Below are 24869 nucleotides of genomic sequence, written 5' to 3' on the forward strand. Positions count from 1 at the left end.
TTTAGAAACAGCACTTTAAGTGACATGGATCATTTCTGATTCTGTAACAGTGTGCTGCGACCCATCGTCCCAGGGGCTTTTTGTCTCATGTTCGGTGCTGTTGGCAGGTAGTTACGACCAAAGACGGAATTGAGCACAGAGTGCCACGTTGACAGGTAATGGGGTGCCAGCAAACGCCAGAAGGGCAGGAGCAGTGTGGGAGCGGGCTTGCTCGCGATGCTTTCGGCGCGGTCCGGCAGGAACACCGGGGCGTCTGCATCGAAGGCAAGCCCGCTCCCACAGGTTGTGTCGTGTGCTGGGAGTTGCTTGCTTAGAACGTGGTGCGCAGGCCGACCTCGATACCGCGCCCGGGGGCGGGTGCTATGTCGCGCAAAATCGAGCTGGCATAGCGCACGGTCTGGTTGGTCAGGTTGTCGCCTTTGACGAACGCCAGCCACTGACTGCTGCCCACATCGAAGTGATAACCGGCGCTGGCGCCCAGGGTTGTGTAGCCATCGGTCCCCGATTCGTTGGCTGGCACACGGCCCTGATTACTGGCGTGCTCGACGTCAATACGCGCCTGCCAGCGGTCAAGTTCCCATAGCAGGCCACTGCTCAGGCGCAGCGGGGCAATACGGGGCAACGCTTCGCCTGTGTCGAGGTTGATGGCCCGGGTGTAGTCACCGGACAGCTCCAAAGCAAATTTGCCGTAGGCGCTTTCACCCAGCTTCCAGTGATCTTTGGCTTCAAAGCCTGTGAAGCGTGCCCGAACTCCGGAATAGGTGTATTCCGGAATACCATCGGCGTCGGGTTCTCCTTCGTCATTCAGCGTACGACCTGTGCCCAGCAGGCCGATGTAGTTGGAGAAGTGGCTGTAGAAAACGCCAACGCTGCCCTTGTGGGTGCCATTGTCAAAGCGCAGTGCCAGATCGCTGGACACGGCTTTTTCCTTCGACAGAGTGGCACTGCCCACTTCATAGGTGCCGGTGGCGACGTGGGCGCCATTGGCGTACAGCTCATAAAACGTCGGGGCACGTTCGGTGTAGCCCAGGGTGGCGGCCAGCGACCAGACAGGGGTAAGGGTGTACACAGCGCCTGAAGACAGGCTGCCTGCGGTGAAACTTTTGGAGCGGTCGGCCGCAGAAAAGCGCTCATTGCCCTTGGCATCCGGGTCGACCACGGTGCGCTCCAGGCGCCCGCCGAGGCTGAGTTTCAGTCGCTCGGTGGCTTGCAGCTCTTCGAGAATAAACAGCGCGCCGCTGTTGGTATCGGTCTGCGGCACGAAGGCTTCTTCGCCCAGGGCCGAGAACTCGTTGCGATTGACCTGTGCGCCGACCACCCCTTCCAGCGGGCCGATCGGCACATGGCGGGCTTCGACGCGGGCTTCGTAGCCCTTGTTCTTGAACGTGGTACCGACTTCGCCGCCTTCGATTTCGCGGTGCTCGTAATCGGTGTAGCCGGCATCCAGTTTCAGCGAGCTGAAAGGGCCCTGCAGGTTGCGTATCTCGGAGGCGAACGCGTAGTGATCCTGTTTCATGCGGATACGCACGTCCTGCTCGGCCGGTGAGCCGTAGTTGGCGTCGTAAGTGCTGTAGGACAGACCTGCGTAGCCATCATCCCACGTGTAGGAACCGCCCACTGCGCCGCCGTCCTGGCGGCCGTTGCTGTTGCCTAAACGACCTTTCTTTTCGACGCCATCTTCGCTTTCGGGTGCATGACGGCTACGGGCATAACCCGGGATTTTCAGGTCATTGAATTCGCGAGCGTTGGCATCCAGGTGCAGGGCGAAGGTGCCATCACCGGCTTCCAGTTTGCCGGCACTGCTGCGGGTGGTGGCTGCGCCGCCGTAGCGCAGTTCGCCCGCGCCGTGAATGCCTTCGATGGCTTCGGTGGGGATGCGGTTGTCGAAGGTGTTGACCACGCCGCCGATGGCGTTGCCGCCGTACAGCAAGGCCGCCGGGCCGCGCACGATTTCGATGCGCTCAACGTTGACCGGGTCCAGTGGCACCGCGTGATCGTAAGACAGTGACGAGGCATCCAATGCACCAACGCCATTGCGCAGGATGCGAATGCGGTCGCCATCCAGCCCCCGAATGATCGGGCGGCTGGCGCCGGGGCCGAAGTAGGAAGAAGAAACACCCGGCTGTTTATTGAGGGTTTCGCCCAGGCTGCCTTGCTGTTGCAAGGTCAGATCGTCGCCTTCGAGCACCGTGGTGGGTGACGCTGATTGGCTGTTGCCCAACGGGTTGCCGGTAATGACCTGCGGTTGCAGTTCGAGGGCATAGGCAGGGGAGGCGAGCAGCAGTGCGGTGGCGAGCGGTGTCAGGTGAAGACGTCGTAGATGACGTGGGAAGGCAGGGGAGGACATTGCAAGTTCCTTGGCAAGGTGACGAATGAAAGCGGCGCTGAGCGCTCTTTGAAGTGAAAGCTATAGTTACAATATAACATCACTTTAATGGTGTCCAAGCGGAACTTTCATTTGGGTGCCGGGTCACGGCTAGACTTGCTCCGTACCGAATGCACTTCCCCCTGAGCAGGTGCTCGGCTAAGGTGCGCGGCTTTCTCTCTATTGCTTTAAAGGCCCGGCATGACTGAATCCAACAACAACCCATTGCACGGCGTGACGCTGGAACAGATCCTCACTGCGCTGGTGGCGCATTACGAGTGGGAAGGGCTGGCCGAGCGTATTGATATTCGTTGCTTCAAGAGCGACCCGAGCATCAAGTCGAGCCTGACGTTCTTGCGTAAAACCCCGTGGGCGCGGGAAAAGGTCGAGAAGCTGTACGTGAAATATGCCCGTACCAAACGCGAAATTTGATCGGCCAATGAGTGTCGCGTCACGCACGCTGTGCACCGTGATGGCAATCCTGGGCTGGAGCGGCCTGGCCATTCAGCTTGAGCTGGTGCTGTTCGCCCGCTGGATGAGCGGAGCGAATGTGGTAGGCGGGCTGGTGAGCTATTACAGCTTTTTCACCATTTTGACCAACACCCTTGCCGCCTGCGTGTTGACGTATGCCGCAGACGCCCGCAGCTCAAAGGGCAGGACGTTTTTCTTGCAGCCGTGGGTCAGTAGCGGCATTGCCGTCAGCATTATCGTAGTGGGGGCGGCATATAGCCTGTTGCTGCGCCAGCTCTGGCAGCCTGAAGGCTGGCAATGGTTGGCCAATGAACTATTGCATGACGTGATGCCGGTGCTGTTTGCGTTGTACTGGTGGTTTTACGTGCCGAAAGGGGTGTTGCGGGTGAGCCATATAGGGCTCTGGATGCTGTACCCGGTCCTGTATTTCGCTTACATCCTGCTGCGCGGGCACCTGTTGGGTGTGTACCCGTATCCGTTTATCGATGTCGAGAAATTGGGCTACGGGCAAGCGTTTATCAATGCAGGCGGGATTCTGGCAGGATTTGTTGCGGTCGCGCTGGCGGTGGTGGCAGTGGACCGTTACAGGGGCCAGCGGGCCTGATCCCGGCCTGGCTTTTGTGGGAGCGGGCTTGCTCGCGATAGCCTCACCAGGCGGGTCAGACAAACCCCGTTGCTAGCATCGCGAGCAAGCCCGCTCCCACCGAATTTTGCCGTGAGGCCTACTCTTCAGCACCACCTTCCAGGCGCCAATACCCCACGGCCTTGACGAACTCTTCGTTCAAACCGTGGGTATCGAGCAGTACCCGGCGAACCTTGCGCGACAACGCGCTTTCGGTCGCAACCCAGGTGTAGAGCTCACCTGAAGGCATGCTTAACCCGGCAACCGTCTTGAGCACGTCCTGCCCAGGCACATCGCGATGTACCCAGATCACCTCGACCGACGCGGCACTGTGCAGGGGCTGCTCCTCAAGGGCGTTTTCCACCTCGACCACCACTAAGGCGCGGCGATTGGCGGGCAGCTCTTCCAGTCGGCGGGCGATGGCAGGCAGTGCGGTTTCGTCACCGATCAGCACATAACTGTCGAAGATGTCCGGCACTACCATCGAGCCTCTTGGGCCGCCGATATGCAGGTACTGACCAGGCTCGGCCTGAGCGGCCCAGGTGGCAGCGGGGCCGTCACCGTGCAGTACAAAGTCGATGTCCAGTTCAAAGGTGCTCAAGTCATAGCGGCGCGGGGTGTAGTCGCGCATCGGCGCCATGACGCTGCCTTTCAGACCGGCACTCAATTCCAGATTTTCCAGCGCTGCCAGCTCTTGCTCGGTTTGCGGGAAAAACAGCTTTACGTGATCGTCGCTGCCAAGACTGATGAAGCCCGCCAGCTCTGGTCCACCCAGGGTAATACGGCGCATGCGCGGGGTCAGGTCGACGACCCGTAGCACTTCAAGCTTGCGGCGTTTTATTTCATGCATGACACGGTGAATGGTCTGGGGAGTAGCGGCATTCATTTAGCGTTCTCCTGTGCAGGCTGGGCAGTGACAGGGCCATCGACAATGGCTTTGGCGGTGTTGTTGAGTAAGTCCCGTACCCGCAGGATTTCTTCGGGGCTCCAGCGACCATGGTGCATCTGCAAGGCATGGCGCAGGTTGTGTACAGCCTCGTGAATCTCGGCGGGTCGATCATGGCCGCGCAAAGAGCGCTTGCTGACATCGATGCGCATGCGCACGCCGTCCAGGGCAATGGCTTGATCACTCAGGGACTGGCGACCAAGGTCGGTCACGCAGTAGCGTTTTTTCCCACCCTCAGCGTCGCCCTGAATCAGTTCGCTTTCTTCAAGGAAGGTCAGGGTGGGGTAGATCACGCCGGGGCTCGGGCTGTACGCGCCGTCGAATAAGCCTTCGATCTGGCGGATAAGGTCGTAGCCGTGGCAAGGCTGTTCGGCAATCAGTGCCAACAGCAGTAATTTCAAATCGCCTGGGGCGAATACTCGGGGTCCGCGTCCGCCGCGTTCGCGACCGGTGCGTTTCTCGAAGCCGTCTTGACCCGCGCCATGTTCGCGGTGGTGGGGATGATGTTCGCTCATTTTCTCTTCGCTCTCGTTAAGTTAGATACAACTTAAGATATATCTTAAGAAATGTAAAAACTCACTCGACGAACGGTAATGATTCTCATCGGTCGACAGGATTCTTGTTCACACGGACCCCATCGCGAGCAAGCCCGCTCCCACAGTGCTGTGGTTTTCACACCCTTTGAGGGGGTGTCACAGAACAATGTGGGAGCGGGCTTGCCCGCGATGGCATCAGCCCGTTTTGCCAGACAGGCCGCGGTGTTTTGCTATTTCGCTGCGGTTTGTATCGACGCTGGCGCCAGGCACAAGGTGTTGGTACCCGGTTGCAGATAGGGCGTGAGGATCGGTGCCATGCCCTTGAGCACTTGCACCGGCAGTGCGGAGGTGAATTTGAACGCCTCGGCCGAGCGCCCCGGAACGAAGGCAGTCAGGGTGCCGAAGTGATGCTCGCCGATATAAAACACGAAGGTCGCTGTGCGGTTGATCGACTTGGAACTGAGAATCCGTCCACCCGCCCCCATGCTTTCGATACGGTTGTCGCCGGTGCCGGTCTTGCCGCCCATGGCCAGCGGTGAGCCGTCATCAAGCTTGAAACTGCCCGAGACCCGGCGCGCAGTGCCGGCATCCACCACTTGGGACAAGGCTTCGCGCAGGGCCGTGGCGACTTCGCTGGGCATGACCCGCACGCCTTTGTCCGGGTCGTTGATCAGGCGGGTTTCATAGGGGGTATCGGCGGCGAAATGCAGGGTATCAATGCGCAACACCGGCAAACGCACGCCATCGTTAAGAATGATGCCCATCAGTTCGGAAAGTGCCGCCGGGCGATCCCCGGAACTGCCCAGCGCGGTGGCAAGGGAGGGCACCAGATGGTCGAACGGGTAACCGACTTTTTGCCAGCGTTGATGGATGTCCAGGAAAGCTTCGATTTCCAGCATGGTGCGGATGCGGCTGTCACGGGCGCTCTTGTGCCGGCTTTTGAACAGCCAACTGTAAACTTCCTGACGTTCGTGCTCGCTGGCGCCGACGGCTTGCTGGAAGGTTGCCTGCGGGTTATTGAGCAAATACCCCAGCAACCACAGATCCAGTGGATGGACTTTGGCGATATAGCCCTGGTCAGGCAGGTTATAGGCACCGGGGCCGTAGCCCTCATACAGCTTGGTCAGCCGCTCATCGGTGATTTTGTCGCTGCTCAAATGGGAGCGCACAAAGCGGTTGAAGGTGGCCTGGTCTGAGTTCGGGAACAGATAACGATGCACGGCCGCCATTCTGATGGCGGTGGGGTGCATGCTGTCCAGGAAGGTGTCGAGGCGGGCCTTGGAGTCTTTGCCCCGGTATTTTTTCCAGAACTTGAGCATGAATGTCGTGCCTTCACGGTCGGCGAAGCGGCTCAGATACTCCTGGCGAAGCGGGTTGCTGTCATCGCGCAGCAACTCGACGTTGTTGCTGGGCGACTGGTAGCTGGTGTAGCGCACCACATCACGCATCAGGCGCACAAAAGGCAGGTTGATCGACTCACGTATCGAGTCGCGCAGCGTCGCCGTCCGGTTGTTGTCCTGGCTGCGGAAGTTGTGGAAGTGATGCATGCCGCCGCCGGTAAAAAAGCCTTCACCGGGGTTGGCGGAGTATTGGCGGTTGAGTGCTGCATCGAGCATTGGCGCAAGGGTTGAGCCCGGTTTTTCGATCAGGTAACCCAGTGCCCAACGGGTCAGGGGGTCTTGATCGGTGATCGGGATTTTTCTCAAGACGACGCCGGGCTGGCTGGCATAGCGATCATGCAGTTCTGAAATGATTTGCAGGTAGGTGGTCAGGACTCGCAGTTTGGCCGTTGAGCCCAGTTCCAGTTTGCTGCCTTCGTTGATGTCGAAAGGCTGGTCGGTGCTGTCGGTTTGCACCCGTGCTCGCGCACCGTCCGGAGTGAGTTCGAACAAGGTAAAGCTGTAACGCACTTGCGCGGTGCTGGTGGGGGTCAACAGGTAGGGGCCAAGCAGGCCGATCTTTGCGGCAAAGGCCGGGTCTGCCAGTTGACGCAGATACTCACTGACCTGACGTTGCAGATCGCCTTGCAAGGTACTGGTGGCAGACAGGTCCAGACGGTCAAGGTCATACAGCGGACGCTTGAGCAGCACTGAAAGGCGGCTGCGGGCCACGCTGATGCCCTTGTTGGTTTCGTTCGGTTGCATCGTCGGCGCCAGGGCCCAATCGCGGTAGGTCACGTGGCTGGCCAGTGCGGCTTCAGTGAGTGCCGGATCAATCACATTGTTTTGTGCCAGCAGGCGTATATGGCTGTCGGTCAATTGCGCCAGTTCGTCACGGCCTCGGGCCAGGTAGTGGGAGGGTCTGCGCTGGGCGATCATCAGTGACAGCACTTCGCGCAATGCCAACCCTCTCTGAGCGAGGCTTTTTGGGTCTGTGGCGGTACTGCTCAGCATCTGGTTGACCTGATTGAAGTCGGCGCCGTACCACACCCGCAAACCTTCGGCCATGCCGTGGACTTCGCCATGACCGGGCACTGCCGACAGTGGCACGCTGTTGAGGTAGTCGCGCACCACCTTTTGCCGGGCGGGCAGAGTCTGTGGACCGTCCTGATAGGCTCGCACGCTGGCCGAGACCATCTGGCGCAGTTTTTCGCTGCCCGACAACGTCAGTCCATCGGGTGAATGACGATATTTTTCAAGTTGGGTGGCCAGGGTGCTGCCACCTGCAGACTGCCCCGGCAGATGCAGCATCTTGGCAACCTGCGAGTAAGCGGCCATGGCAAATCGCGGCCAGTCCACGGCAGGGTTCGCTTGCGGCTGCGCAGGGTCAAGCAGGTCGCGGTTTTCGATAAACAGCAAACTGTGAACCACCAGCGGGGGAATGCTCGCAAAGCTTGAGTACAACTGCTGCGGGTAGTTGTACTGATACAGGGCGCTGCCCGCACAATCGGTGATCGAGAGTCCTGTCTGAATTTTTTCCGAATAGGGTACGAAAAACCCTTTCTCGCTGTAGCCCAGTAACTCTGGCGAAAAGCGGCTTTGTTGAGTGATTACGTAGTCACGTTTTAGCAGGCGTGGAAGGAAGTCGCCTAATGCGCTGTAGCCCAAACGCTTGTCGAAAGGCCCATCCCCAGGATATTGAATCGCGTCGGACGGCCCCGCATGCATCGAATAGCTCAATGAGGCGGCAAAGCGGCTGAATTCACGGGCTTGCAGCTTGGAGCTGCGCACCTCCTGTGCAATGGCAAACCCCAGTACAACCAGTCCTGCCAACACCACTAGGCCGAACACGAGCCATCCATAGCGCTTGGGTTCAGGCGAGGGTGGCGGGGGTGCAGCATTGTCCATTGCTGCTGATGGCACCGCCGTTTTTCTGGAGCTTGAGTTCCACAGTACGCCCATAGTCGACAGTTCCAGGTACGCATCTTGGTTGCGCTTGATTGAAGCGTAGACGCTGGCGGATTCGGGTGAAAAATTTGTGAGGGTAATCTGATAATCCTATCGCCGCAGAGGATAGGGCTTGTCGTGATGCAAGCGTCCCGCGTGACGCAAAGCGAAGGAATAGAGCCCTTGCTAGTGGTAAATACGATCTGTGTAGGGGAATGACTGTGCACCAACCCTGTGCAATACTCGCCGCCGATCTCAGTAGGGCATTTCCCTTCTGGTCTAACGGCCTACAAAGCCCGGGCTGATCAGGAGGTTGGACAGGTGACCCGCCCGTCTTTTCGAGCGCTCTATTGATGCATATCCAATAACAATATGAGGTTGTATTTTTATGCCAGTCGGCAACCACCCGCCCCACGGTGAAACCGTTCAAGGCGGCCCGCTCAAACGCGAACTGGGCGAACGCCACATTCGCTTGATGGCGCTTGGCGCCTGTATCGGCGTAGGCCTGTTTCTGGGCTCGGCCAAAGCCATTGAAATGGCCGGTCCGGCCATCATGCTGTCCTACATCATCGGTGGCCTGGCCATTCTGGTGATCATGCGTGCACTCGGCGAAATGGCCGTACACAACCCTGTGGCCGGTTCGTTCAGCCGCTACGCCCAAGACTATCTTGGCCCATTGGCCGGTTTCCTGACCGGCTGGAACTACTGGTTCCTGTGGCTGGTGACCTGTGTCGCTGAAATCACTGCCGTGGCGGTGTACATGGGCGTCTGGTTCCCCGATGTACCACGCTGGATCTGGGCCCTGGCGGCGCTGATCAGCATGGGCTCGATCAACCTGATCGCGGTGAAGGCGTTCGGTGAATTCGAGTTCTGGTTTGCCCTGATCAAGATCGTCACCATCATCGCGATGGTCTTCGGTGGTATTGGCATCATCGCGTTCGGCTTTGGCAACAACGGCGTTGCGCTGGGTATTTCGAACCTCTGGACCCACGGCGGCTTTTTGCCCAATGGCATCCAGGGTGTGTTGATGTCCCTGCAAATGGTGATGTTCGCTTACCTGGGCGTCGAGATGATCGGCCTGACTGCCGGTGAAGCCAAGAACCCGCAAAAGACCATCCCGAGTGCGATTGGCTCGGTGTTCTGGCGCATCCTGCTGTTCTACGTCGGCGCGTTGTTCGTGATTCTGTCGATCTACCCGTGGAACGAAATCGGCACGTCGGGCAGCCCGTTTGTGATGACCTTTGAACGCTTGGGTATCAAGACGGCGGCAGGCATCATCAACTTCGTGGTGATTACCGCAGCACTGTCGTCATGCAACGGTGGCATTTTCAGTACCGGTCGCATGCTCTATAGCCTGGCGCAAAACGGTCAGGCGCCTGCCAACTTTGCCACCACCGCGAAAAACGGTGTGCCGCGTCAGGCATTGCTGCTGTCGATTGCCGTCCTGCTGCTGGGTGTAGGCCTTAACTACATGGCTCCCGAGAAAGTGTTCGTCTGGGTGACAGCCATTGCGACCTTTGGCGCGATCTGGACCTGGTTGATGATCCTGCTGGCGCAACTGCGCTTTCGCAAGAACCTGAGCCCGCAAGAAGCCGCCGCCCTGAAGTACCGCATGTGGCTTTACCCCTACAGCTCGTACGCGGCGTTGGCGTTCTTGTTGATGGTGGTCGGTCTGATGGCCTTTTTCGAAGAAACCCGAATCGCCTTGTTTGTAGGCCCCGGGTTTCTGATCCTGCTGACTGTGCTGTTCTATGTGTTCAAGTTGCAGCCAACGCAGGGCTCACCGGCCAAGGTCAACTAAACGCCTGTGGGAGCGGGCTTGCTTGCGATGAGGACGCCGAGGTCTGTCAGACTGATCTCGGGATCCCGTCGCGAGCAAGCCCGCTCCCACATCAGCAGCCACTATTTGCGCGACAGGCGCTTGTTCCAGTCCAGCCAGGCCGCCAGTACGGCCATCATCCCCACGCCCATCAGGGCGCTGAACACTTGCATCACAACCCCGTCACTGCCCAGTGCATTGAGCATGTCGGCCAGCGGTGCCAGGACCACCCCCAGGCAGAACACTTCCAGCGAATAGCGGCCCATGCGGCAGGTCTGACGGGTGAGCCAATTGTTCAACCAGTCACCCCGAGGCACCACTTTGGCCGCTACATAAGCCAGGGCCAAAAAGTGCAACAAACGCACCGGCGACAGGTTGGTCTTGCTGATCGGATAGAGATGCTCGCCCAGCCAGAGCGGCATGACGGCGTCGTGGAACTGCGGCCACTTCCATGACAGCGCCAGTAACCCGGTGATCAACAGATAGGCCGCCGCCCCCACAAACACAGGCTGACGGGATAACGGCCGGGTTTCAGGGGCCTTGTCGCGCTGCCCGTGAAGTGCCGCAGCACCCCCCAGGATAAACAGGAACTGCCAGGCCATCGGGTTGAAAAACCACACCCCGCCTTCCTGTGCCGCCAGGTTCCAGACGGGGGCCAGCAGGTACAGCGCCAGGGACACGCCTACCACATACACGGCTTTGCGCAGCAGCATCGGCAATACCAGCGGCAACCCGAGCAACAGCACGATATAGAGTGGAAGCGGGTCCATCAGGTTGGGTTTGAAGCGCAGCAGCAACTCGTCGGTCAGGGCCTGTTGCGGGTTGCTCAAGAAGTATTGCAAGCCCATTTCCTGCACCAGGTCGCGGGTTTCGACGTGGCTGTTGGCATAAAAAACGATGCCCATCAGCACCGCCAGCAGGAAGATATGCACCACGTACAGCACCCAGGCGCGGCGCAGGATTTTCACGCTGGCGATCAGGAATCCATCCCGTTGCGCGATTTTGCCGTAGGCCAGCACCGCGGCATAACCGGCGAGGAATACAAAGATCTCAGCCGCATCACTAAGGCCGAAATTTCGTACCGTCAATTCGGCCAGCGGGTTGTGGGGGATGTGATCCCAGAAGATAAAAATCAGCGCCAGCCCGCGAAAGAAATCGATGCGGTGGTCGCGTCCGTTAAGTATCACGGCGAGTACTCGAAAAAATGAATAAAAATGGGCGCAGCTCAGAGTGCACGCCACTTGTTGGCGGCGCGCAGGGTGACGCTAATAGCGTTTAAATGCAAAGGCTGTGGATAGCTGCGTGTGTGACCTGACAGCAGCTATCACTTCGCTTGAATGGTCTACCGGGTTTTTGTATCAAGGATGTTCTGGGTAATACGTTTCAGGGTTTTATTCTGACGAGGTTGCGAATGACCCTGAAGAAATTTTCAGCGTCAGGCGCTGTTTGCAATGCCGTCCAAAACTCCGTTTCCAGGGCTCGATCGGGCTCTGTCAGCCCGAGATCGAGCCAGAGTTTATTTAAAACTCTTGCATCATGATAAACGTGCAGGCTTTTGACTGACGGGCATTGATCAATGGCACCAGCCGGCGGAAATGTTCGCTTTGGCAATGGGCATCCAGTGCGTCCTGATCCGGCCATTGTTCGATAAAGATGAAGTGCCCGGGGTCCGCGTGATCCACAAACAAGTCATAGGCAATGCACAGGGGTTCCTGTCGGGTTTTTTCCACCAGTTCGGCGTACCACGGGCGTACGGTCTCCAGATGTTCGGGCTTGATGAAGTCTTCAGCGATCACCTTCAACATGTTGCTCAGTCCTTGTGTGCGTCAGGCAGCGGCGATTTCGTTGGGCTCGAAGCTGTCAGCCCGTGCCATTTGCCACATGCGTGAATAGAACTCGCCATTGACCTCTCCGGTGAGCAATTCGCCGGGCTTGAGGAACACATGCAGTTGCGAGAACAGTTTGATTTCGGTCGCGGACATGCGTCGCACCAAGTGCTTGGCCTTGAGTTGCGCCGGGTGTTCCAGACCTGCCGCGGCCAGCATTTCGGCCAGGGCCTTGAGGGTGTTGCGGTGGAACTGAAAAACCCGCTGGGCCTTGTCCGGCACCACAAGCGCCCGCTGGCGCAACGTGTCCTGGGTGGCCACGCCGGTGGGGCATTTGTTGGTATGGCAGGACTGCGATTGAATGCAGCCAATGGCGAACATAAAACCCCGCGCCGAGTTGGCCCAGTCGGCACCAATGGCCAGTACGCTGGCAATGTCGAAGGCGCTGACAATCTTGCCACTGGCACCCAGCTTGATCTTGTCCCGCAGATTCAGGCCCACCAGGGTGTTGTGCACGAACAGCAAACCCTCGCGCAGCGGTGCGCCGATATGGTCGGTGAACTCCACGGGTGCGGCGCCTGTGCCGCCTTCCTTGCCATCGATCACGATAAAGTCCGGCAGGATGCCCGTTTCGAGCATGGCCTTGGCGATGCCCATGAACTCCCACGGATGGCCCAGGCAGAACTTGAAGCCGACAGGTTTGCCACCAGACAACTCACGCAACTGCGCGATAAAGAGCATCAGTTCGATGGGCGTCGAAAACGCGCTGTGACGCGAAGGTGAGATGCAGTCTTCGCCCATGGGTACACCGCGTGTTTCGGCGATTTCCAGGGTCACTTTGTGCTTGGGCAGAATACCGCCGTGGCCCGGTTTGGCGCCCTGGCTCATCTTGATTTCGATCATCCGCACTTGTGGCGTTCGGGCCTGGGCGGCAAAACGTTCAGGGTCGAATCGCCCGTCCGAGGTGCGGCAGCCGAAGTAGCCACTGCCCAGCTCCCACGTCAAGTCGCCACCGTTCTCACGGTGATAGGAGCTGATACTGCCTTCCCCCGTGTCGTGGGCAAAGTTACCGAGCTTTGCACCCTGATTGAGGGCGCGGATGGCATTGGCGCTCAGAGAGCCAAAACTCATGGCCGAAATGTTGAAGATCGACGCCGAATACGGCTGGCTGCATTGCGGGCCGCCCACCACGATTCGAAAGCTGCTGGGGTCGGTCAGCGGGGCCGGGCGCATGGAGTGGCCGATAAATTCAAAGCCTGGCTGATACACGTCCACCAATGTGCCGAAGGGTTTGTCGGCACTTTCATTCTTGGCCCGTGAGTACACCAGCGAGCGTTGAGAGCGTGAGAAGGGCAGCGCGTCGCTGTCAGATTCCAGCAGGTATTGGCGGATTTCCGGGCGAATGGCCTCCACCAGATAGCGAATGTTGCCCAGGATCGGGTAGTTGCGGCGCACGGCGTGGGGGCTTTGCAGCAGGTCAAAAATTCCCAGCAGGCTTAACGCCAGGGTGACGGCAGTAAAGGGCCATAACCATTCATGGTGCATGAACGGCAGGCTGGCGAGGGTGAAAATGACGCAACATGCAAAAAACGCATAACGGCTTAACAGTGACAGGCTCATACGGTTTCCTGTTTCAGGCTGATCTGTTCCCTCAGGCGGTTGCGCCTCAAAAGGTCGAGAACAGAAAAAGGACAATAGAACCCTCTCTTTGAGTCGGAGGTTTGCAGGGGAGTGTTGGTCATCCATCACGCAAATGCCAACTCCCTGTCTGAATATTCATTGAACGGGATTTCCTTTGCGGCAGCATCCCTACCAAAGTCGGGCATTTCATACAGAAGGCTCGGGTAAAAATGACATCTGTATATTTTCAGGTTTGCCGGCTCGTGTGATCCTGCGCGCACCTTTTATCGTGTCGGCCCCTGAACGTGACCTCTCCAGAACCCATGACATCCAACATCATTCGTATTGCTGCTGCGGTATTGATCGGCCCTGATGGCCAAACCCTGCTGGTGCGCAAGCGCGGCACCCAGGCGTTCATGCAGCCCGGCGGCAAGATCGAAGTCCACGAACAACCTGTTACGGCATTGGCCCGAGAGCTGGAAGAAGAGTTGGCTTTGGTGATTGATCCGGCCACCGCCACCTGGCTGGGCCATTTCGCGGCCCCGGCGGTCAACGAACCGGGCTTTGAGGTGCAGGCCGAGCTGTTTTTGCTGCATATCAGCGAGCCGGTCACCCCTGCCGCGGAAATTGAAGAAGTGCAGTGGATCGATCCGCAGGGGGATGGTGGCCTGGTCTTGGCGCCCCTGACTCGCGATCTGGTCTTGCCGTTTTATCGCAATGCGTTGCTGACCAGGACTGCCTGATGATTCCAGCCCATGACCTGCTGATTTTTGCCGCGGCCTGCCTGCTGATGGTGCTAACGCCGGGGCCGAACATGATTTACCTGATTTCGCGCTCCATCTGCCAGGGGCGCCAGGCCGGGGTCACGTCTTTGCTCGGGGTTGTGGCGGGGTTCTTTGTGCATATGTTTGCCGCCGCCGCGGGCCTGACGGCTGTGTTTCTGGCGGTGCCAATGGCCTATGAAGCACTCAAGTGGGCAGGGGCCCTGTACCTGCTGTGGATGGCCTGGCAAGCGGTGCGGCCCGGTGCCCGGTCACCGTTTGAAGCCCGGGAGCTGGCGCCGGACTCATCGTCAAGATTGGTGCTGATGGGGTTCATGACCAGCGTGCTGAACCCCAAGGTAGCGGTGTTCTACCTGTCGGTTTTCCCGCAGTTCATCAACCCGGAGCACGGTTCGGTGTTCACTCAGAGTATCGTATTGGGCCTGACGCAAATCAGCGTCAGTTTCACGGTTAACTTGCTGATTGCGCTGTTCGCCAGCGGCATTGCCGTGTGGTTTGTGCGTAATCCGTTGTGGCTGGCAGTGCAGCGCTATGTGATGGGCTGTGTGCTGGCTGCACTGGCAGTGAGGCTTATGCTGGAACAACGTAAAACCGTATGACCTGGACCTGTAATGGCTATAGAACTGCTTGAACCCTCAAACGCCAAGGCCTATCGCCAGTTGATGCTTGAGGCTTACGCGCTGCACCCCGAGGCTTTTGTATCCACCATCGCCCAGCGTGAGAAATTGCCGCTGAGCTGGTGGGAAGCCAAATTGGACGATGAACTGAGCGCCCTGTTTGGTGCTTTTGTCGATTCCCGGCTGGTGGGGATTGTCGGCCTGGCGTTCGAACCCTGGGAAGATGCCCGGCACAAGGCCACGTTGTTTGGCTTGTATGTGTCCGGGGATTTTCGTGGGCAAGGGCTGGGTGAGCATTTGGTACAGGCCGTGCTGTCACTGGCCGAGCAAGAGCCTGATACCAAGGTGATTGAGCTGACCGTCAGCGCCGGCAGTGATGCTGCGCTGGCGTTGTACACGCGGTGCGGATTCGAGCAGTCGGGGTTGGAAGACTGCGCGATTCGGGTGGGTGAGGCGTATTACGACCGGGTGCATATGCGCCGGCTGGTGAACGTCGAAGACATCTGAAACCGTGTAGCCGCTGCAGAAGGCTGAGAGGGAATGCTGTTCACTTAAGAGCAATGCTGCTCCCACAGAGGCAGAAATCCCTTGAGTGAACAACATTGAAGGTCCTGCGGCCCTTATCGCACCGCGCTCACCCCGTCCAGGGTCGAGAACGACGTGTCTTTGGCCGTCAGCAAAAAGTCGCGCATGTACGGTGCATCCAGCATGTCGGCGCGAATCCCGGCGTACAGCGTGGCAAACAACCCCTTCTCGCCAAGGCGCTTGGCCTTCACATAACCCCGCGAGCTGTATTCATGCAGCGCCCAGTGCGGCATCCCGCAGACGCCTCGGCCGCTGGCGACCAGTTGCATCATCATGACCGTCAGCTCCGAGGTGCGTACCTGAGCGGGTTCGACGTCGGCAGGTTCCAGAAAGCGGGTAAAGATATCGAGCCGATCACGCTCCACCGGGTAGGTGATCAAAATCTCGCTGCTCAGATCCTCCGGCACGATAAACGGTTTGTTGGCCAGCGGATGCTGGTTGGCCACGGCCAGCATGGCTTCGTAGGTAAACAACGGTACATAGGTCAGGCCGGCAATTTCCTGCGGGTCTGAAGTCACCACCAAATCCAGATCACCCCGTGCCAGTGCCGGCAGCGGTGCGAAAGCAAAGCCGGAGGCCAGGTCCAGCTCGACCTCGGGCCAGGCATCACGGAACTGATCGATGGTGGGCATCAGCCATTGGAAGCAGCTATGGCACTCAATCGCCATGTGCAGACGCCCGGCCGTACCGCCGACCAGACGGGCGATATCCCGCTCTGCGCCGCGCAGCAGTGGCAGCATGGCATCGGCCAGTTGCAGCAGGCGCAAGCCGCCGCTGGTGAAGCGAACCGGTTTGGTTTTACGCACAAAGAGCGGCATGCCCATGCGCTCTTCCAGTTCTTTGAATTGGTGAGATAAAGCGGACTGAGTCAGGTGCAGGCGCTCTGCCGCTTCGACCAGGCTGTCTGACTCGCGCAACGCGTGCAGGGTTTTGAGGTGACGAATTTCCAGCACAGTGGCTCCATGAGTAGATTTGATGTTCAACACGAAAACATTGAGTTTGTCTCATGTTTAGGCGGGTGTCGATAATAGAGCCATTACTTACACGAAGGAATGCTGTCATGGCTCTGGCCCACACTCTTGGTTTCCCCGGCATTGGCGCAGACGGCGATCCGAAAAAAGCACTCGAAGCCTACTGCAAAGGCGACAGTGTTCAGGCGGCACTGCACAGCGTGGGTCACCCGTTGCGTGCCAGACAGTACTGCCTGGCACCGGAATTCAGCCTGGACCAGCACTTTGAGCTGAACTGGGACCCGTTGTTTGAAGAGACCGCCCAAGCACTGGCGCAGGGCCACAAGGTCAAGCCCGTCATACTCGGTCCACTGTCCTACCTGTGGCTGGGCAAGGCCAAGGGTAACGAATTCAACACGCTCGACCTGCTGGAAAACCTGCTGCCGGTGTACGCCCAAACCCTTTCCCGCCTGGCTGAGCAGGGCGTGGAATGGGTACAGATCGACGAGCCGATCCTGTCGCTGGACTTGCCACAGGAATGGAAAAGCGCCTTTGAGCGCGCTTATCACATTCTTCAATACTCGCCGCTGAAAAAGCTGGTTGCCACTTACTTCAGCGGCCTTGAAGGCAACCTCGGCCTGGCCGTTGGCTTGCCGGTGGACGGGTTGCACGTGGATCTGGTGCGCGCTCCCGACCCGTTGCATGCAATCCTGGATCGTTTGCCGACTTACAAAGTGCTGTCCCTGGGCCTGGTCAACGGTCGCAACGTATCGCGCTGCGACCTTGAAAATACCCTGGTGCAATTGCAAGAAGCCCGGGAGCGTTTGGGTGACAACCTGTGGGTCAACCCCGATTGCGCCCTCAAAACCCGCAGCTGGGCCGTGGCAGAAGTAGCGCTGATCAACAGGCTGGCGGCTGCGCGGCAGGTGCATTCGCAAGCCGCTTAAAGAGCATTTCAAGCTACAAGCCGGGGCTTGTAGCTGTTTCTCCCTCTCTTCTAACGTCAGATATGTTTCTTTTTTTCGTATGAAAATTCTGATGAATGGATGTCGTCTCTGTCATTTCTGACAGTAGGCAGTTTCTCTATCCAAGTGCGTAATCGACCTCAACAGAGTCAGTTCCTGACTTAAAAAAACCGATGTGCTGGCGGTGGCCTTGGCGGATAGCCGGGGAGGCTCCTGTCAATTCGGAAGTTGAGGATATGGTTATGGCAACGCAAAACACTTCAGACGGCTCCACCCCCCCCGCCAGCTGGCCTGGCAGATGAGACCGGACCCAGCGAGGGCGAGGTGTCTGAACCCGAAAGGGATCCGGACACCGAGGGGCAGGAGGTCACAACCTCTGAACGCGACCTGCTTGCCCTCCAATCCCTGCAGGTATTTCAAGCAGAGCTCGAACAGTCCGGTTACAGCTCGGTGTTTGAAGTGGCAGACAGTGGCCCCGAGGCCGTTACCCAGATGCTGCAAATATCCGGGCGCAATCTTGAGCTCAACCAAACAGTGGATTTTTATGATCAGGCGCAAGACCGTGCTGCTTCTCTGACCCGGCTCTATGCTCAACTGTGCTCGCGCAGCGATCCGGCCATGCAGGCTGTGTCCAGGCTGGGTGTGGAATACGACAGTGCCTGGATGCAGCGTTCCCTTGGCGGTACTGGCAGTTATGACAGTTGGTTCGCGCCAGCCAATGGCACCCAGTTTGCTCATCCGGACTCGGTCGGCTCATTGTTCTCCCCCGCCAGCTACTTGACCGACCTGTATCGCGCCGCCAAGCCGCTGCATCCGCAAACCCACGGCTTGCAGCTAAACCGACGGCGCCCGGACCTGGCCAATCTGGCGCTCAGCGAAGCCAACGTGCATGAAGAAGTCAGCACCCTGGTACTGACCCTCGAGGTACTTGAGGCTGGTGTAGAGGGCGATGTTGACGAATTGCTGCGCACCTCCTTGTATCCGATGAACCTGCCGTATAACCATGCCAGCGAACAGATCCTGCAAGGCATGGCCGCACGTAAATCTACCCCGGCCGAACTGTGGTCGGTATTTGGCGATTACGAAGATCAGGCATTGCGGCTGGATAGTACGCTGGCAAGTTGGGCAACCAGGATGCCGGTGAACTATGCGCGCGACGCGCTGGGCATGTCGCCTGAACTGCTTAATATCCTGACGGAAAACTTCACGAATAATTACGGTTCAGTGGGTAAGTACTACGGGAAACAAGCCACTGAATTTCTTTATTTCGAGACCACACTGAAGGCTGCAATTCAATTACCAACGGAAACAATTTTGGAGGCGTTGGGCGCGGGGCCTTTTTATAACCCGTCGATTGTAACGCCCCAAACTTACGGTGCTCGTTACATCAATGGCTGGAGTGGTGGTGATCAGGCGTTAAAACCGCTTTACTGGTATATCGGGGCTGCATTGGGGCAGCCAGTACCACGGCCAATCAACGATCCACCACTAAGCCTGCTCCATAATCGTAGCAATGCCGCGTTTGGCCGCCTAAACCGCCTGATTCGCCTGCAACGCCATCTGAAAGTTCTGTCCTTTGAAGAACTTGACTGGTTCATCAGTCAGGCCAGCGACGATATTAGCGCTCACCCGCTCACGCAATCCTTGCAGGCGCTGGCGGTCTATTTGCCACTGCGTCAGCGCTATGGCATGACCGTCGACAGCTTCGCCGCTTGCCTGGGAGTGCTTAACACCTTCAATGCCAGCGGCAAGACCTCGTTTTATACCCGTCTGTTCGGCGCAACTGACTTGATTGGTCAGCTCAATGTCGACTTCCAGCGCTCAACCGAAGATCAGGCCTCACTGCGTGCTCGCGCCCGTTTGTGCCAGGGCCTGCAGATCGATGACGCCAGCCTTGTCCTGCTGGCTCAGAGCCTGCCAGGCATGGTCGGCAACACCTTGCCAGTATTGGGGCTGGAGCAGATTTCAGCGTTGTACCGGCTGGTGGCGATCCCTCGCGTGTTTGGCCTGCGGGTGGTTGAGGCTGTGCATTTATGGGAGTTGCTGGGCGAGCCCAATGCCATAGTCAGCACTCTGGCCCAGCCAAAACCCAACCAGAAGGCTCTGGCCATACTGATTCGCACCGGCTACCTGGTCGACTGGATGCGAGCCCAACAGCTGGATGCCGCGCAGTTGATCGCCCTGACCAGCCGGCGTTATCCGGTGCAGAAAACACCTGAGCTGCAAGCCTTTATTGAAAATATCTACAGCACCCTGACCGGCCGCGAACCCGTGCCGTCGCAACTGCTGGCGGCAGAGGACGTGGTATTGCGGGCGCAATTGGCACGCCATATCGGTGCCGAGTTCGGCCTCAAGCCCAACATCGTCGATGCCATGCTGGTCTGGGTCGATGCCGTGGCCAAGGACATGGCCCCAACGCTCAATGGCTACAGCCTGTTGAAGTTCTGGGAAGACATCGAGCGTATCTGCCAGGGTTTGGCCACGCTGGAGAACGTACCTCAGGTGGTGCAGTACGCACACCTTTTGCGTCAGTTCGCTCAAGTCTGCATCTGGGCCCCGCTCGGTGAGCAGGACCTGGAGCTGTTGATGCCGGTTGCGCAGGGCAGGCCTTCGGCGCTGACCGGCGCCAGCACAGCCCCACCTTTGACCCTGAACCTGTTGCTGGCGCTGTCACGCTATCGCCAGTGGCAACGCCAACTGATCGGACCTGTCGCCGAAGCTCGCGGCTATTTGCAGCGCGCCAACCAAACCCCGGCACTGACCCTGCAAGTCGCTGCACAGTTGCTTGGCGATTTGCATGGCTGGGATGTGACCCAGACCCTTGCGTTGATGGGCACCAGCATCCCGAAAAGTTTTGTAGCGCTGGTGCCCCTGCTGCAAAAAATGCAATTGAGCCAGCGTCTTAACCTGTCACCGACGGATTTATTGCGGGCCGCACAATTAACAGCAACCAGCGCGCTTACTCAGTCCAGCCTCAACGTGATTGCCGCCAAAGTCATCGCCGCCGCACACGGCTAAATCGGGAGTAACCGTTTGCCACAACAGACGCGGGGGGGAGGTCGCAAAACCGGTACCCGCGGTTTGCCTGATAAACCGCGGCGTTCCAATCGCGAGCAAGCCCGCTCCCACACGCGCGGGCTTGCCCGCTTAAATGGGCTAGCGGACGATTTTATCGACATGGATGTCGAGCTTTTTCAGGCGATACCAGAAGCTGCGTTCTGATATCCCGATCAACTGCGCCGCCGCTGCCTGCACGCCATTGGCTTGTTGCAGGGCGGCAAGAATATACGCTTTTTCGACCTCGGCCAGTGCCGCTTCCAGATCGGGCGGCACACTCGGCCCCGGTGCGGGCAGGGCGCTGTTCTGGCCGGGCTGGGCGCTGAACAGGTAGGGCGGCAAGTCGCTGTCCTGGAGGATGCTGCTGTTGGCCACGATGGTGGCGCGTTCGACACAGTTTTGCAGTTCGCGAATATTGCCCGGCCAGTGGTAGGCAGCCATTGCTTGCAAGGCGCCGGGGCTGAAACCGGTGATGCGTTTACCTGCGGTGGCTCCCAGGTTGTGGGCAAAGTGCCGCGCCAGCGGTGCGATGTCTTCAACCCGTTCGCGCAAGGCGGGCAGGGGGATCGGGAATACGTTCAGGCGGTAGTACAGGTCTTCGCGAAACGTTTTGTCGGCCACGGCTTGCAGCAGGTTTTTGTTGGTCGCGGCGATCACCCGCACATCCACCTTGCGCTCTCGCGGATCCCCCACCGGCTCAATCACCCGCTCTTGAAGCGCCCGCAGGATCTTGGCCTGCAAGGCCAGGGGCATGTCCCCCACTTCATCGAGAAACAGCGTGCCCTTGTCGGCCTGCATAAAGCGCCCCACACGGTCGGCCACGGCGCCGGTAAAGGCGCCCTTGCGATGGCCGAACATCTCGCTTTCAAGCAGCCCTTCGGGAATTGCCGCACAGTTGACCGCGACAAAGGGTTTGTCTGCGCGACTGCCGTGTTTATGGATGGCGCGGGCGACCATCTCTTTGCCCGTGCCGCTTTCGCCGGTCAGCAGGATGGTGGCGCTGCTCTCGCGCACCGAGTCGATGGCTTGCAGCACCCGACGAAAACTGGGGCTGTCGCCAATCAGGCTGTCGATGTGCTGGTGCTCGTCCAGCTCGGCACGCAGGCGCGCGTTGTCGCGCAAAATGTCGCGAAATTGCAGGGCCTTGCTGACGGTAATGTCCAGCTCGTCGATATCGAAGGGTTTGGCGATGTAGTCGTAGGCGCCGTTACGCATGGACTGTACGGCGTTTTTCACCGTGCTGTAGGCGGTCATGACGATGACCGGCAGCTGCGGGTAGCGCAGTTTGACCTCCGCCAGTAACTGCGGGCCGTCCATGCCGGGCATTCGCCAGTCGCTGATCACCAGGTCGATGTCTTCCTGCTCCAGAATCGCCAGCGCCTGCAGGCCGTTGCCCGCGGTGAAGACCTGAATGTCGTTTTGACTCAGTGCCGAGCTGAGCAGGTCGCAGAGCTTGGGTTCGTCATCGACCACCAGCACGTTATGACTCATGTCTTGCTTGCTCCGTGGGCAGGAATGTACAGATTGAAGGTGGCACCGGCGTCTTTTTCGCTGATGCATTCGATGCGCCCATCGTGGCTGTCCATGATGGAGAACACCTTGGCCAGGCCCAGCCCTGTGCCTGAGGCTTTGGTGGTTACAAAGGGCGTGAAAATACGTTCGAGCATGTCCGGTGCGATCCCTTCTCCTGTGTCGGCAATGCCTATCACGGTGTAATCGTTTTCGCGGGAAATGTGCACTGTCAGGCAGCCGCCTTCTGGCATGGCGTCGATGGCGTTGATGATCAGGTTCAGGCACGCCTGTTTCAGTTGCCCGGCATCGGCATACAGGGTGGCCCCGGGCGCTTGATCGTCGATGCGGGCATCGATGTTATGGCTTTCCAGTTCCGGTTTGCAGAAGCCCAGGATGTCTTCAACCAGAGGTCGTGCAGCCTGTTGCGCGCGGACGGGAGCGCTGGGCTTGGCGAAGTCGAGGAACTCGGTGATCAGGTCGTTGATCCGCGAGACTTCGCTGACCACGTATTCCAGGTGGCGCTTGTCGGTCTCGCCCAGGTCGGCGCGGCGGTGCAGCAGTTGGGTCGCGGTTTTGATAATGCCCAGCGGGTTGCGGATTTCGTGGGCCAGGCCCATCGCTACTTCCCCCAGGGCATGCAAGCGGTCGCGGCGGCGCAGTTGTGCTTCGAGATGATGCAACTGGTCCAGCCGTGCCGTCATGTGGTTGAAGGTGCTGCTCAGCTCGGCCAGTTCGTCGTTGCCTGATACGCCAACGCGCTGGTTGTAGTCCCCGGCAGTCACGGCGCGTACGCCTTCTGACAAGTCTCGTAGCGGTCGGGTCAGGCGCTCGGAGACCAGCCAGCCAACGGTCAGTGACAGCACTGAACCGAGCAGGAACATCAGGGCGAACAGGTTGCTCTGGTTGACCAGCCCCACCAGGCTGGCATGGCGTAGCAGACCGCTGTAGATCACGCCTTGCAGCTCGCCGTTGTCGTTGAGAATGGGCCAGTACAAACCGCTGTAGCGGCTGGTGAACTGCTCGGTGGGCAAGCGGGTTTCGCGCAATATTTGCTCGATGGCCGAGGGCACCATCGGCTGGCGGTCTTCGAAACGCTGGCTGGAGAAGATCTCGGCAAACCCTGCGGAATTTGACAGGTACAGGCGCAGGTCCAGGGAGTGAACATTGGCCACGCTGGTCAGAAAGCTGCTGTCCATGTAGGTGGCTACCAGCAGTTGGTAATCCGCCCCGTCCTGGCTAGTGGCAAAGGTCGAGACCACGGTGCCGGTGGGTACGCCGCCGACGTCGATGGTTTGCAACACCGCATTGGGCGCCAGGCTGATCTGGTCGACGATGGTGTCACTGGCGGTGCTGAACACCACTTTGTGGTCGCTGTCGCGGATCAGGGCGACCACGTCGATGCCCATCGCGTCGGCGATGTCGGCAGTCAGCCGGTCATGGCGGATGGCCTTGCTCGAAGACGGCGGGTGGGTGTATTGCAGGAACAGCTTGGCGGCCCGGGCGTTGTCCGCGAGGATTTCGCTGATCTCGTCCTTGACGATTTTGGTCGACTCCTGCAACCAGACCCGCACGTTGCTATCGAAAATCTGCGACAGGGTGGTGGCGGCCAGTTCGGCGGCGATCATGGTCGGGATGACGCTGACCAGCCAGAACGCCAGCACCAGTTTGCGCTGCACGGTCCAGCGCGACACTTTGAAGGGTTGGGGTTGGGGCTGGCGCGGTGAGTCAGGCGTGGTGGGCATTAATACTCGCTTATCGCAGCCGCCAGGGCAGGGTCGTGGCGGTCAGGGCGGATGAACAGTTTGACCAGCTTGAGCAGGTTGTTGATCAGCCAGTTGCGATGCCGGAAATACAGTGTGTTGCCCTGAAAGGTACAGCCCAGGCGGATCTTGCTGGCGTAACCGGCCTGACCGCATTCGTACAGGGCAATGTTGTGGCTGATGCAGTAATCGACATTGACCAGCCAGCTCCTGAAATACAGATTGTAGTCGCGGGTCAGCTCAAGGTCGTGGCCAAAAAACTTGTCGATCAGGCGGTGTTCATCGATCAGCACCAGATTGAATGCCACCAGTTGCTCGTCGAGCCAGTACAGCACGCACACTGCCCGGTCGCCCAGTTGTTGGAGGATACCCGTGAAATAAGTCGCGGGTAAGCGCTCCAATTGCAGGTCGCTGCGTGCCAGGCTGGCCGCGTACAGGCGCATGACGTCAGGCAAAACGTCGTCGATGGTGCTGCGCCACTCCACCCGCGGGCCGGGGTTGCGCAGTTTGCGGCGCATGTCTTTGCGGGTGGACTTGCCCAGTGAGCCAAGGTAGCCGTCCACCGAGCCGAAGGGCACCGCCAGGGTTGCGCTGGGCAGCCCCGGCATCGACTGAAAGCCTGCCGTCTTGCAGAGGGTGGCCCACTCATGGTCGTCGCTGGGCACGTCCTTGACCGCGATCAGGCCGATGCCAAGGCGGGCGGCGTCAGCCTGGGCCAGGGTCAGCAGCCGGGCGAGCAGGGCAGGGCGTTGCGCTGCCGGGATAACGCTGGCCGTCCCTGCACTGCATTGTTCGGTCAGTGGCGAGCCGATGGCGTACAGCTGCAGCTGCACCAGCCCCGGCAGCACGCGGTTGAGCTGTTCGGTAAAGCGCTTGGCGAGCCCTTGAACGGTGGTGTCGAGGCGATAGCAGGTGGTGAATGCGGTCGCCACGGCCAGCAGGGTGGGGCCTTCGAACAGCGTCAGATAACGCCATTCAAAGCCTTCAATCCCGGCTTTTTCGACGGCCACGATGTAGTCCCAATCCTCCAGAGCATCTGGAAAACAGTCATTCCAGGCTTCGCGGTCGATAGCCTGGATGGATGAAAAGGTGTGGGCGGTAATCATGGGC

Annotated in this window: 19 protein-coding genes; 8 read left to right on the forward strand and 11 right to left on the reverse strand. The window is 59.0% G+C overall.

The features are described from left to right. Positions 1-310: 310 nt before the first annotated feature. A complete protein-coding gene (locus V6P94_RS08085) occupies positions 311-2347 on the reverse strand; it encodes a TonB-dependent receptor domain-containing protein (RefSeq protein WP_133075923.1) in 2037 nt (678 codons plus the stop codon). A gap of 219 nt (positions 2348-2566) precedes the next feature. Here V6P94_RS08085 and V6P94_RS08090 point away from each other — a divergent pair, with 219 nt between their 5' ends. Next, positions 2567-2797 (forward strand): VF530 family DNA-binding protein, encoded by a 231-nt coding sequence (locus V6P94_RS08090; protein ID WP_019823597.1) that lies wholly within the window; start codon positions 2567-2569, stop codon positions 2795-2797. A 7-nt stretch (positions 2798-2804) separates the two neighbouring features. Then, the gene (locus tag V6P94_RS08095; protein WP_133075922.1) at positions 2805-3440 is read left to right on the forward strand and encodes a Pr6Pr family membrane protein; all 636 of its coding nucleotides are present in this window, start codon (positions 2805-2807) and stop codon (positions 3438-3440) included. A 118-nt stretch (positions 3441-3558) separates the two neighbouring features. Here the strand turns inward: V6P94_RS08095 and V6P94_RS08100 are convergent, their stop codons facing one another. The 3 genes from V6P94_RS08100 to V6P94_RS08110 form a co-directional block, all read right to left on the reverse strand. Next, positions 3559-4344 (reverse strand): siderophore-interacting protein, encoded by a 786-nt coding sequence (locus V6P94_RS08100; protein ID WP_133075921.1) that lies wholly within the window; start codon positions 4342-4344, stop codon positions 3559-3561. After that, the gene (locus tag V6P94_RS08105; RefSeq protein ID WP_326398406.1) at positions 4341-4919 is read right to left on the reverse strand and encodes a PadR family transcriptional regulator; all 579 of its coding nucleotides are present in this window, start codon (positions 4917-4919) and stop codon (positions 4341-4343) included. The genes V6P94_RS08100 and V6P94_RS08105 overlap by 4 nt, the downstream gene beginning before the upstream one ends. 251 nt (positions 4920-5170) lie before the next feature. Then, complete coding sequence (locus V6P94_RS08110) at positions 5171-8281, reverse strand: transglycosylase domain-containing protein (RefSeq protein WP_338649203.1); 3111 nt, start codon at positions 8279-8281, stop codon at positions 5171-5173. A gap of 373 nt (positions 8282-8654) precedes the next feature. On the opposite strand from V6P94_RS08110, the gene V6P94_RS08115 reads away from it, so the two are divergent. Further along, positions 8655-10067: an amino acid permease gene (locus V6P94_RS08115; protein ID WP_133075918.1), complete on the forward strand. Its 1413-nt coding sequence runs from the start codon at positions 8655-8657 to the stop codon at positions 10065-10067. A 101-nt stretch (positions 10068-10168) separates the two neighbouring features. Here the strand turns inward: V6P94_RS08115 and V6P94_RS08120 are convergent, their stop codons facing one another. The 3 genes from V6P94_RS08120 to V6P94_RS08130 all read right to left on the reverse strand — a co-directional run bounded on the left by V6P94_RS08120 (position 10169) and on the right by V6P94_RS08130 (position 13531). Next, on the reverse strand, positions 10169-11269 hold the full coding sequence (locus V6P94_RS08120) for an OpgC domain-containing protein (RefSeq protein ID WP_326399127.1): 1101 nt from the start codon (positions 11267-11269) through the stop codon (positions 10169-10171). 336 nt (positions 11270-11605) lie between these two features. Further along, a complete protein-coding gene (locus V6P94_RS08125; protein ID WP_133075916.1) occupies positions 11606-11890 on the reverse strand; it encodes an antibiotic biosynthesis monooxygenase in 285 nt (94 codons plus the stop codon). A gap of 21 nt (positions 11891-11911) precedes the next feature. Continuing rightward, complete coding sequence (locus V6P94_RS08130; RefSeq protein ID WP_133075915.1) at positions 11912-13531, reverse strand: FMN-binding glutamate synthase family protein; 1620 nt, start codon at positions 13529-13531, stop codon at positions 11912-11914. 323 nt (positions 13532-13854) lie between these two features. Between V6P94_RS08130 and V6P94_RS08135 the strand changes: the two genes are divergently transcribed. From V6P94_RS08135 to V6P94_RS08145, 3 genes are read left to right on the forward strand one after another with little or no spacing between them, the layout of a single operon-like run. Beyond that, a complete protein-coding gene (locus V6P94_RS08135) occupies positions 13855-14274 on the forward strand; it encodes an NUDIX domain-containing protein (protein WP_133075914.1) in 420 nt (139 codons plus the stop codon). Continuing rightward, a complete protein-coding gene (locus V6P94_RS08140) occupies positions 14274-14912 on the forward strand; it encodes a LysE family translocator (RefSeq protein WP_133075913.1) in 639 nt (212 codons plus the stop codon). Before V6P94_RS08135 ends, V6P94_RS08140 begins: the two co-directional genes overlap by 1 nt. Before the next feature lie 12 nt (positions 14913-14924). Next, a complete protein-coding gene (locus V6P94_RS08145) occupies positions 14925-15437 on the forward strand; it encodes a GNAT family N-acetyltransferase (RefSeq protein WP_133075912.1) in 513 nt (170 codons plus the stop codon). 113 nt (positions 15438-15550) lie between these two features. Here the strand turns inward: V6P94_RS08145 and metR are convergent, their stop codons facing one another. After that, positions 15551-16468 (reverse strand): transcriptional regulator MetR, encoded by a 918-nt coding sequence (metR, locus tag V6P94_RS08150; protein WP_133075911.1) that lies wholly within the window; start codon positions 16466-16468, stop codon positions 15551-15553. 107 nt (positions 16469-16575) lie between these two features. On the opposite strand from metR, the gene V6P94_RS08155 reads away from it, so the two are divergent. Both V6P94_RS08155 and V6P94_RS08160 read left to right on the forward strand, forming a co-directional pair. Beyond that, on the forward strand, positions 16576-17412 hold the full coding sequence (locus tag V6P94_RS08155; protein WP_133075910.1) for a hypothetical protein: 837 nt from the start codon (positions 16576-16578) through the stop codon (positions 17410-17412). Positions 17413-17754: 342 nt separating this feature from the next. Next, positions 17755-20448: a Tc toxin subunit A gene (locus V6P94_RS08160; protein WP_338649204.1), complete on the forward strand. Its 2694-nt coding sequence runs from the start codon at positions 17755-17757 to the stop codon at positions 20446-20448. Positions 20449-20586: 138 nt separating this feature from the next. On the opposite strand, the gene V6P94_RS08165 is transcribed toward V6P94_RS08160, so the two are convergent. From V6P94_RS08165 to V6P94_RS08175, 3 genes are read right to left on the reverse strand one after another with little or no spacing between them, the layout of a single operon-like run. Further along, entirely contained in the window at positions 20587-21978 is a 1392-nt protein-coding gene (locus V6P94_RS08165; protein ID WP_326398402.1) for a sigma-54 dependent transcriptional regulator, read from the reverse strand. After that, entirely contained in the window at positions 21975-23741 is a 1767-nt protein-coding gene (locus V6P94_RS08170) for an ATP-binding protein (protein ID WP_338649206.1), read from the reverse strand. The genes V6P94_RS08165 and V6P94_RS08170 overlap by 4 nt, the downstream gene beginning before the upstream one ends. Then, positions 23741-24865: a GNAT family N-acetyltransferase gene (locus V6P94_RS08175; protein ID WP_326398400.1), complete on the reverse strand. Its 1125-nt coding sequence runs from the start codon at positions 24863-24865 to the stop codon at positions 23741-23743. Before V6P94_RS08175 ends, V6P94_RS08170 begins: the two co-directional genes overlap by 1 nt. Positions 24866-24869 lie beyond the last annotated feature (4 nt).

Origin of the sequence: Pseudomonas sp. ML2-2023-3 (assembly GCF_037055275.1) — a bacterium.
Lineage (GTDB): Bacteria > Pseudomonadota > Gammaproteobacteria > Pseudomonadales > Pseudomonadaceae > Aquipseudomonas.

Bases quoted from the DNA above. Each gene is read 5' to 3' on its own strand.
- V6P94_RS08095 (WP_133075922.1), top strand. From the start codon at position 2,805: ATGAGTGTCGCGTCACGCACGCTGTGCACCGTGATGGCAATCCTGGGC.
- V6P94_RS08155 (WP_133075910.1), top strand. From the start codon at position 16,576: ATGGCTCTGGCCCACACTCTTGGTTTCCCCGGCATTGGCGCAGACGGC.
- V6P94_RS08135 (WP_133075914.1), top strand. From the start codon at position 13,855: ATGACATCCAACATCATTCGTATTGCTGCTGCGGTATTGATCGGCCCT.
- V6P94_RS08100 (WP_133075921.1), bottom strand. From the start codon at position 4,344: ATGAATGCCGCTACTCCCCAGACCATTCACCGTGTCATGCATGAAATA.
- V6P94_RS08125 (WP_133075916.1), bottom strand. From the start codon at position 11,890: ATGTTGAAGGTGATCGCTGAAGACTTCATCAAGCCCGAACATCTGGAG.
- V6P94_RS08170 (WP_338649206.1), bottom strand. From the start codon at position 23,741: ATGCCCACCACGCCTGACTCACCGCGCCAGCCCCAACCCCAACCCTTC.
- V6P94_RS08110 (WP_338649203.1), bottom strand. From the start codon at position 8,281: ATGGGCGTACTGTGGAACTCAAGCTCCAGAAAAACGGCGGTGCCATCA.
- V6P94_RS08165 (WP_326398402.1), bottom strand. From the start codon at position 21,978: ATGAGTCATAACGTGCTGGTGGTCGATGACGAACCCAAGCTCTGCGAC.
- V6P94_RS08145 (WP_133075912.1), top strand. From the start codon at position 14,925: ATGGCTATAGAACTGCTTGAACCCTCAAACGCCAAGGCCTATCGCCAG.
- V6P94_RS08105 (WP_326398406.1), bottom strand. From the start codon at position 4,919: ATGAGCGAACATCATCCCCACCACCGCGAACATGGCGCGGGTCAAGAC.
- V6P94_RS08130 (WP_133075915.1), bottom strand. From the start codon at position 13,531: ATGAGCCTGTCACTGTTAAGCCGTTATGCGTTTTTTGCATGTTGCGTC.
- V6P94_RS08115 (WP_133075918.1), top strand. From the start codon at position 8,655: ATGCCAGTCGGCAACCACCCGCCCCACGGTGAAACCGTTCAAGGCGGC.
- V6P94_RS08175 (WP_326398400.1), bottom strand. From the start codon at position 24,865: ATGATTACCGCCCACACCTTTTCATCCATCCAGGCTATCGACCGCGAA.
- V6P94_RS08085 (WP_133075923.1), bottom strand. From the start codon at position 2,347: ATGTCCTCCCCTGCCTTCCCACGTCATCTACGACGTCTTCACCTGACA.
- V6P94_RS08140 (WP_133075913.1), top strand. From the start codon at position 14,274: ATGATTCCAGCCCATGACCTGCTGATTTTTGCCGCGGCCTGCCTGCTG.
- V6P94_RS08090 (WP_019823597.1), top strand. From the start codon at position 2,567: ATGACTGAATCCAACAACAACCCATTGCACGGCGTGACGCTGGAACAG.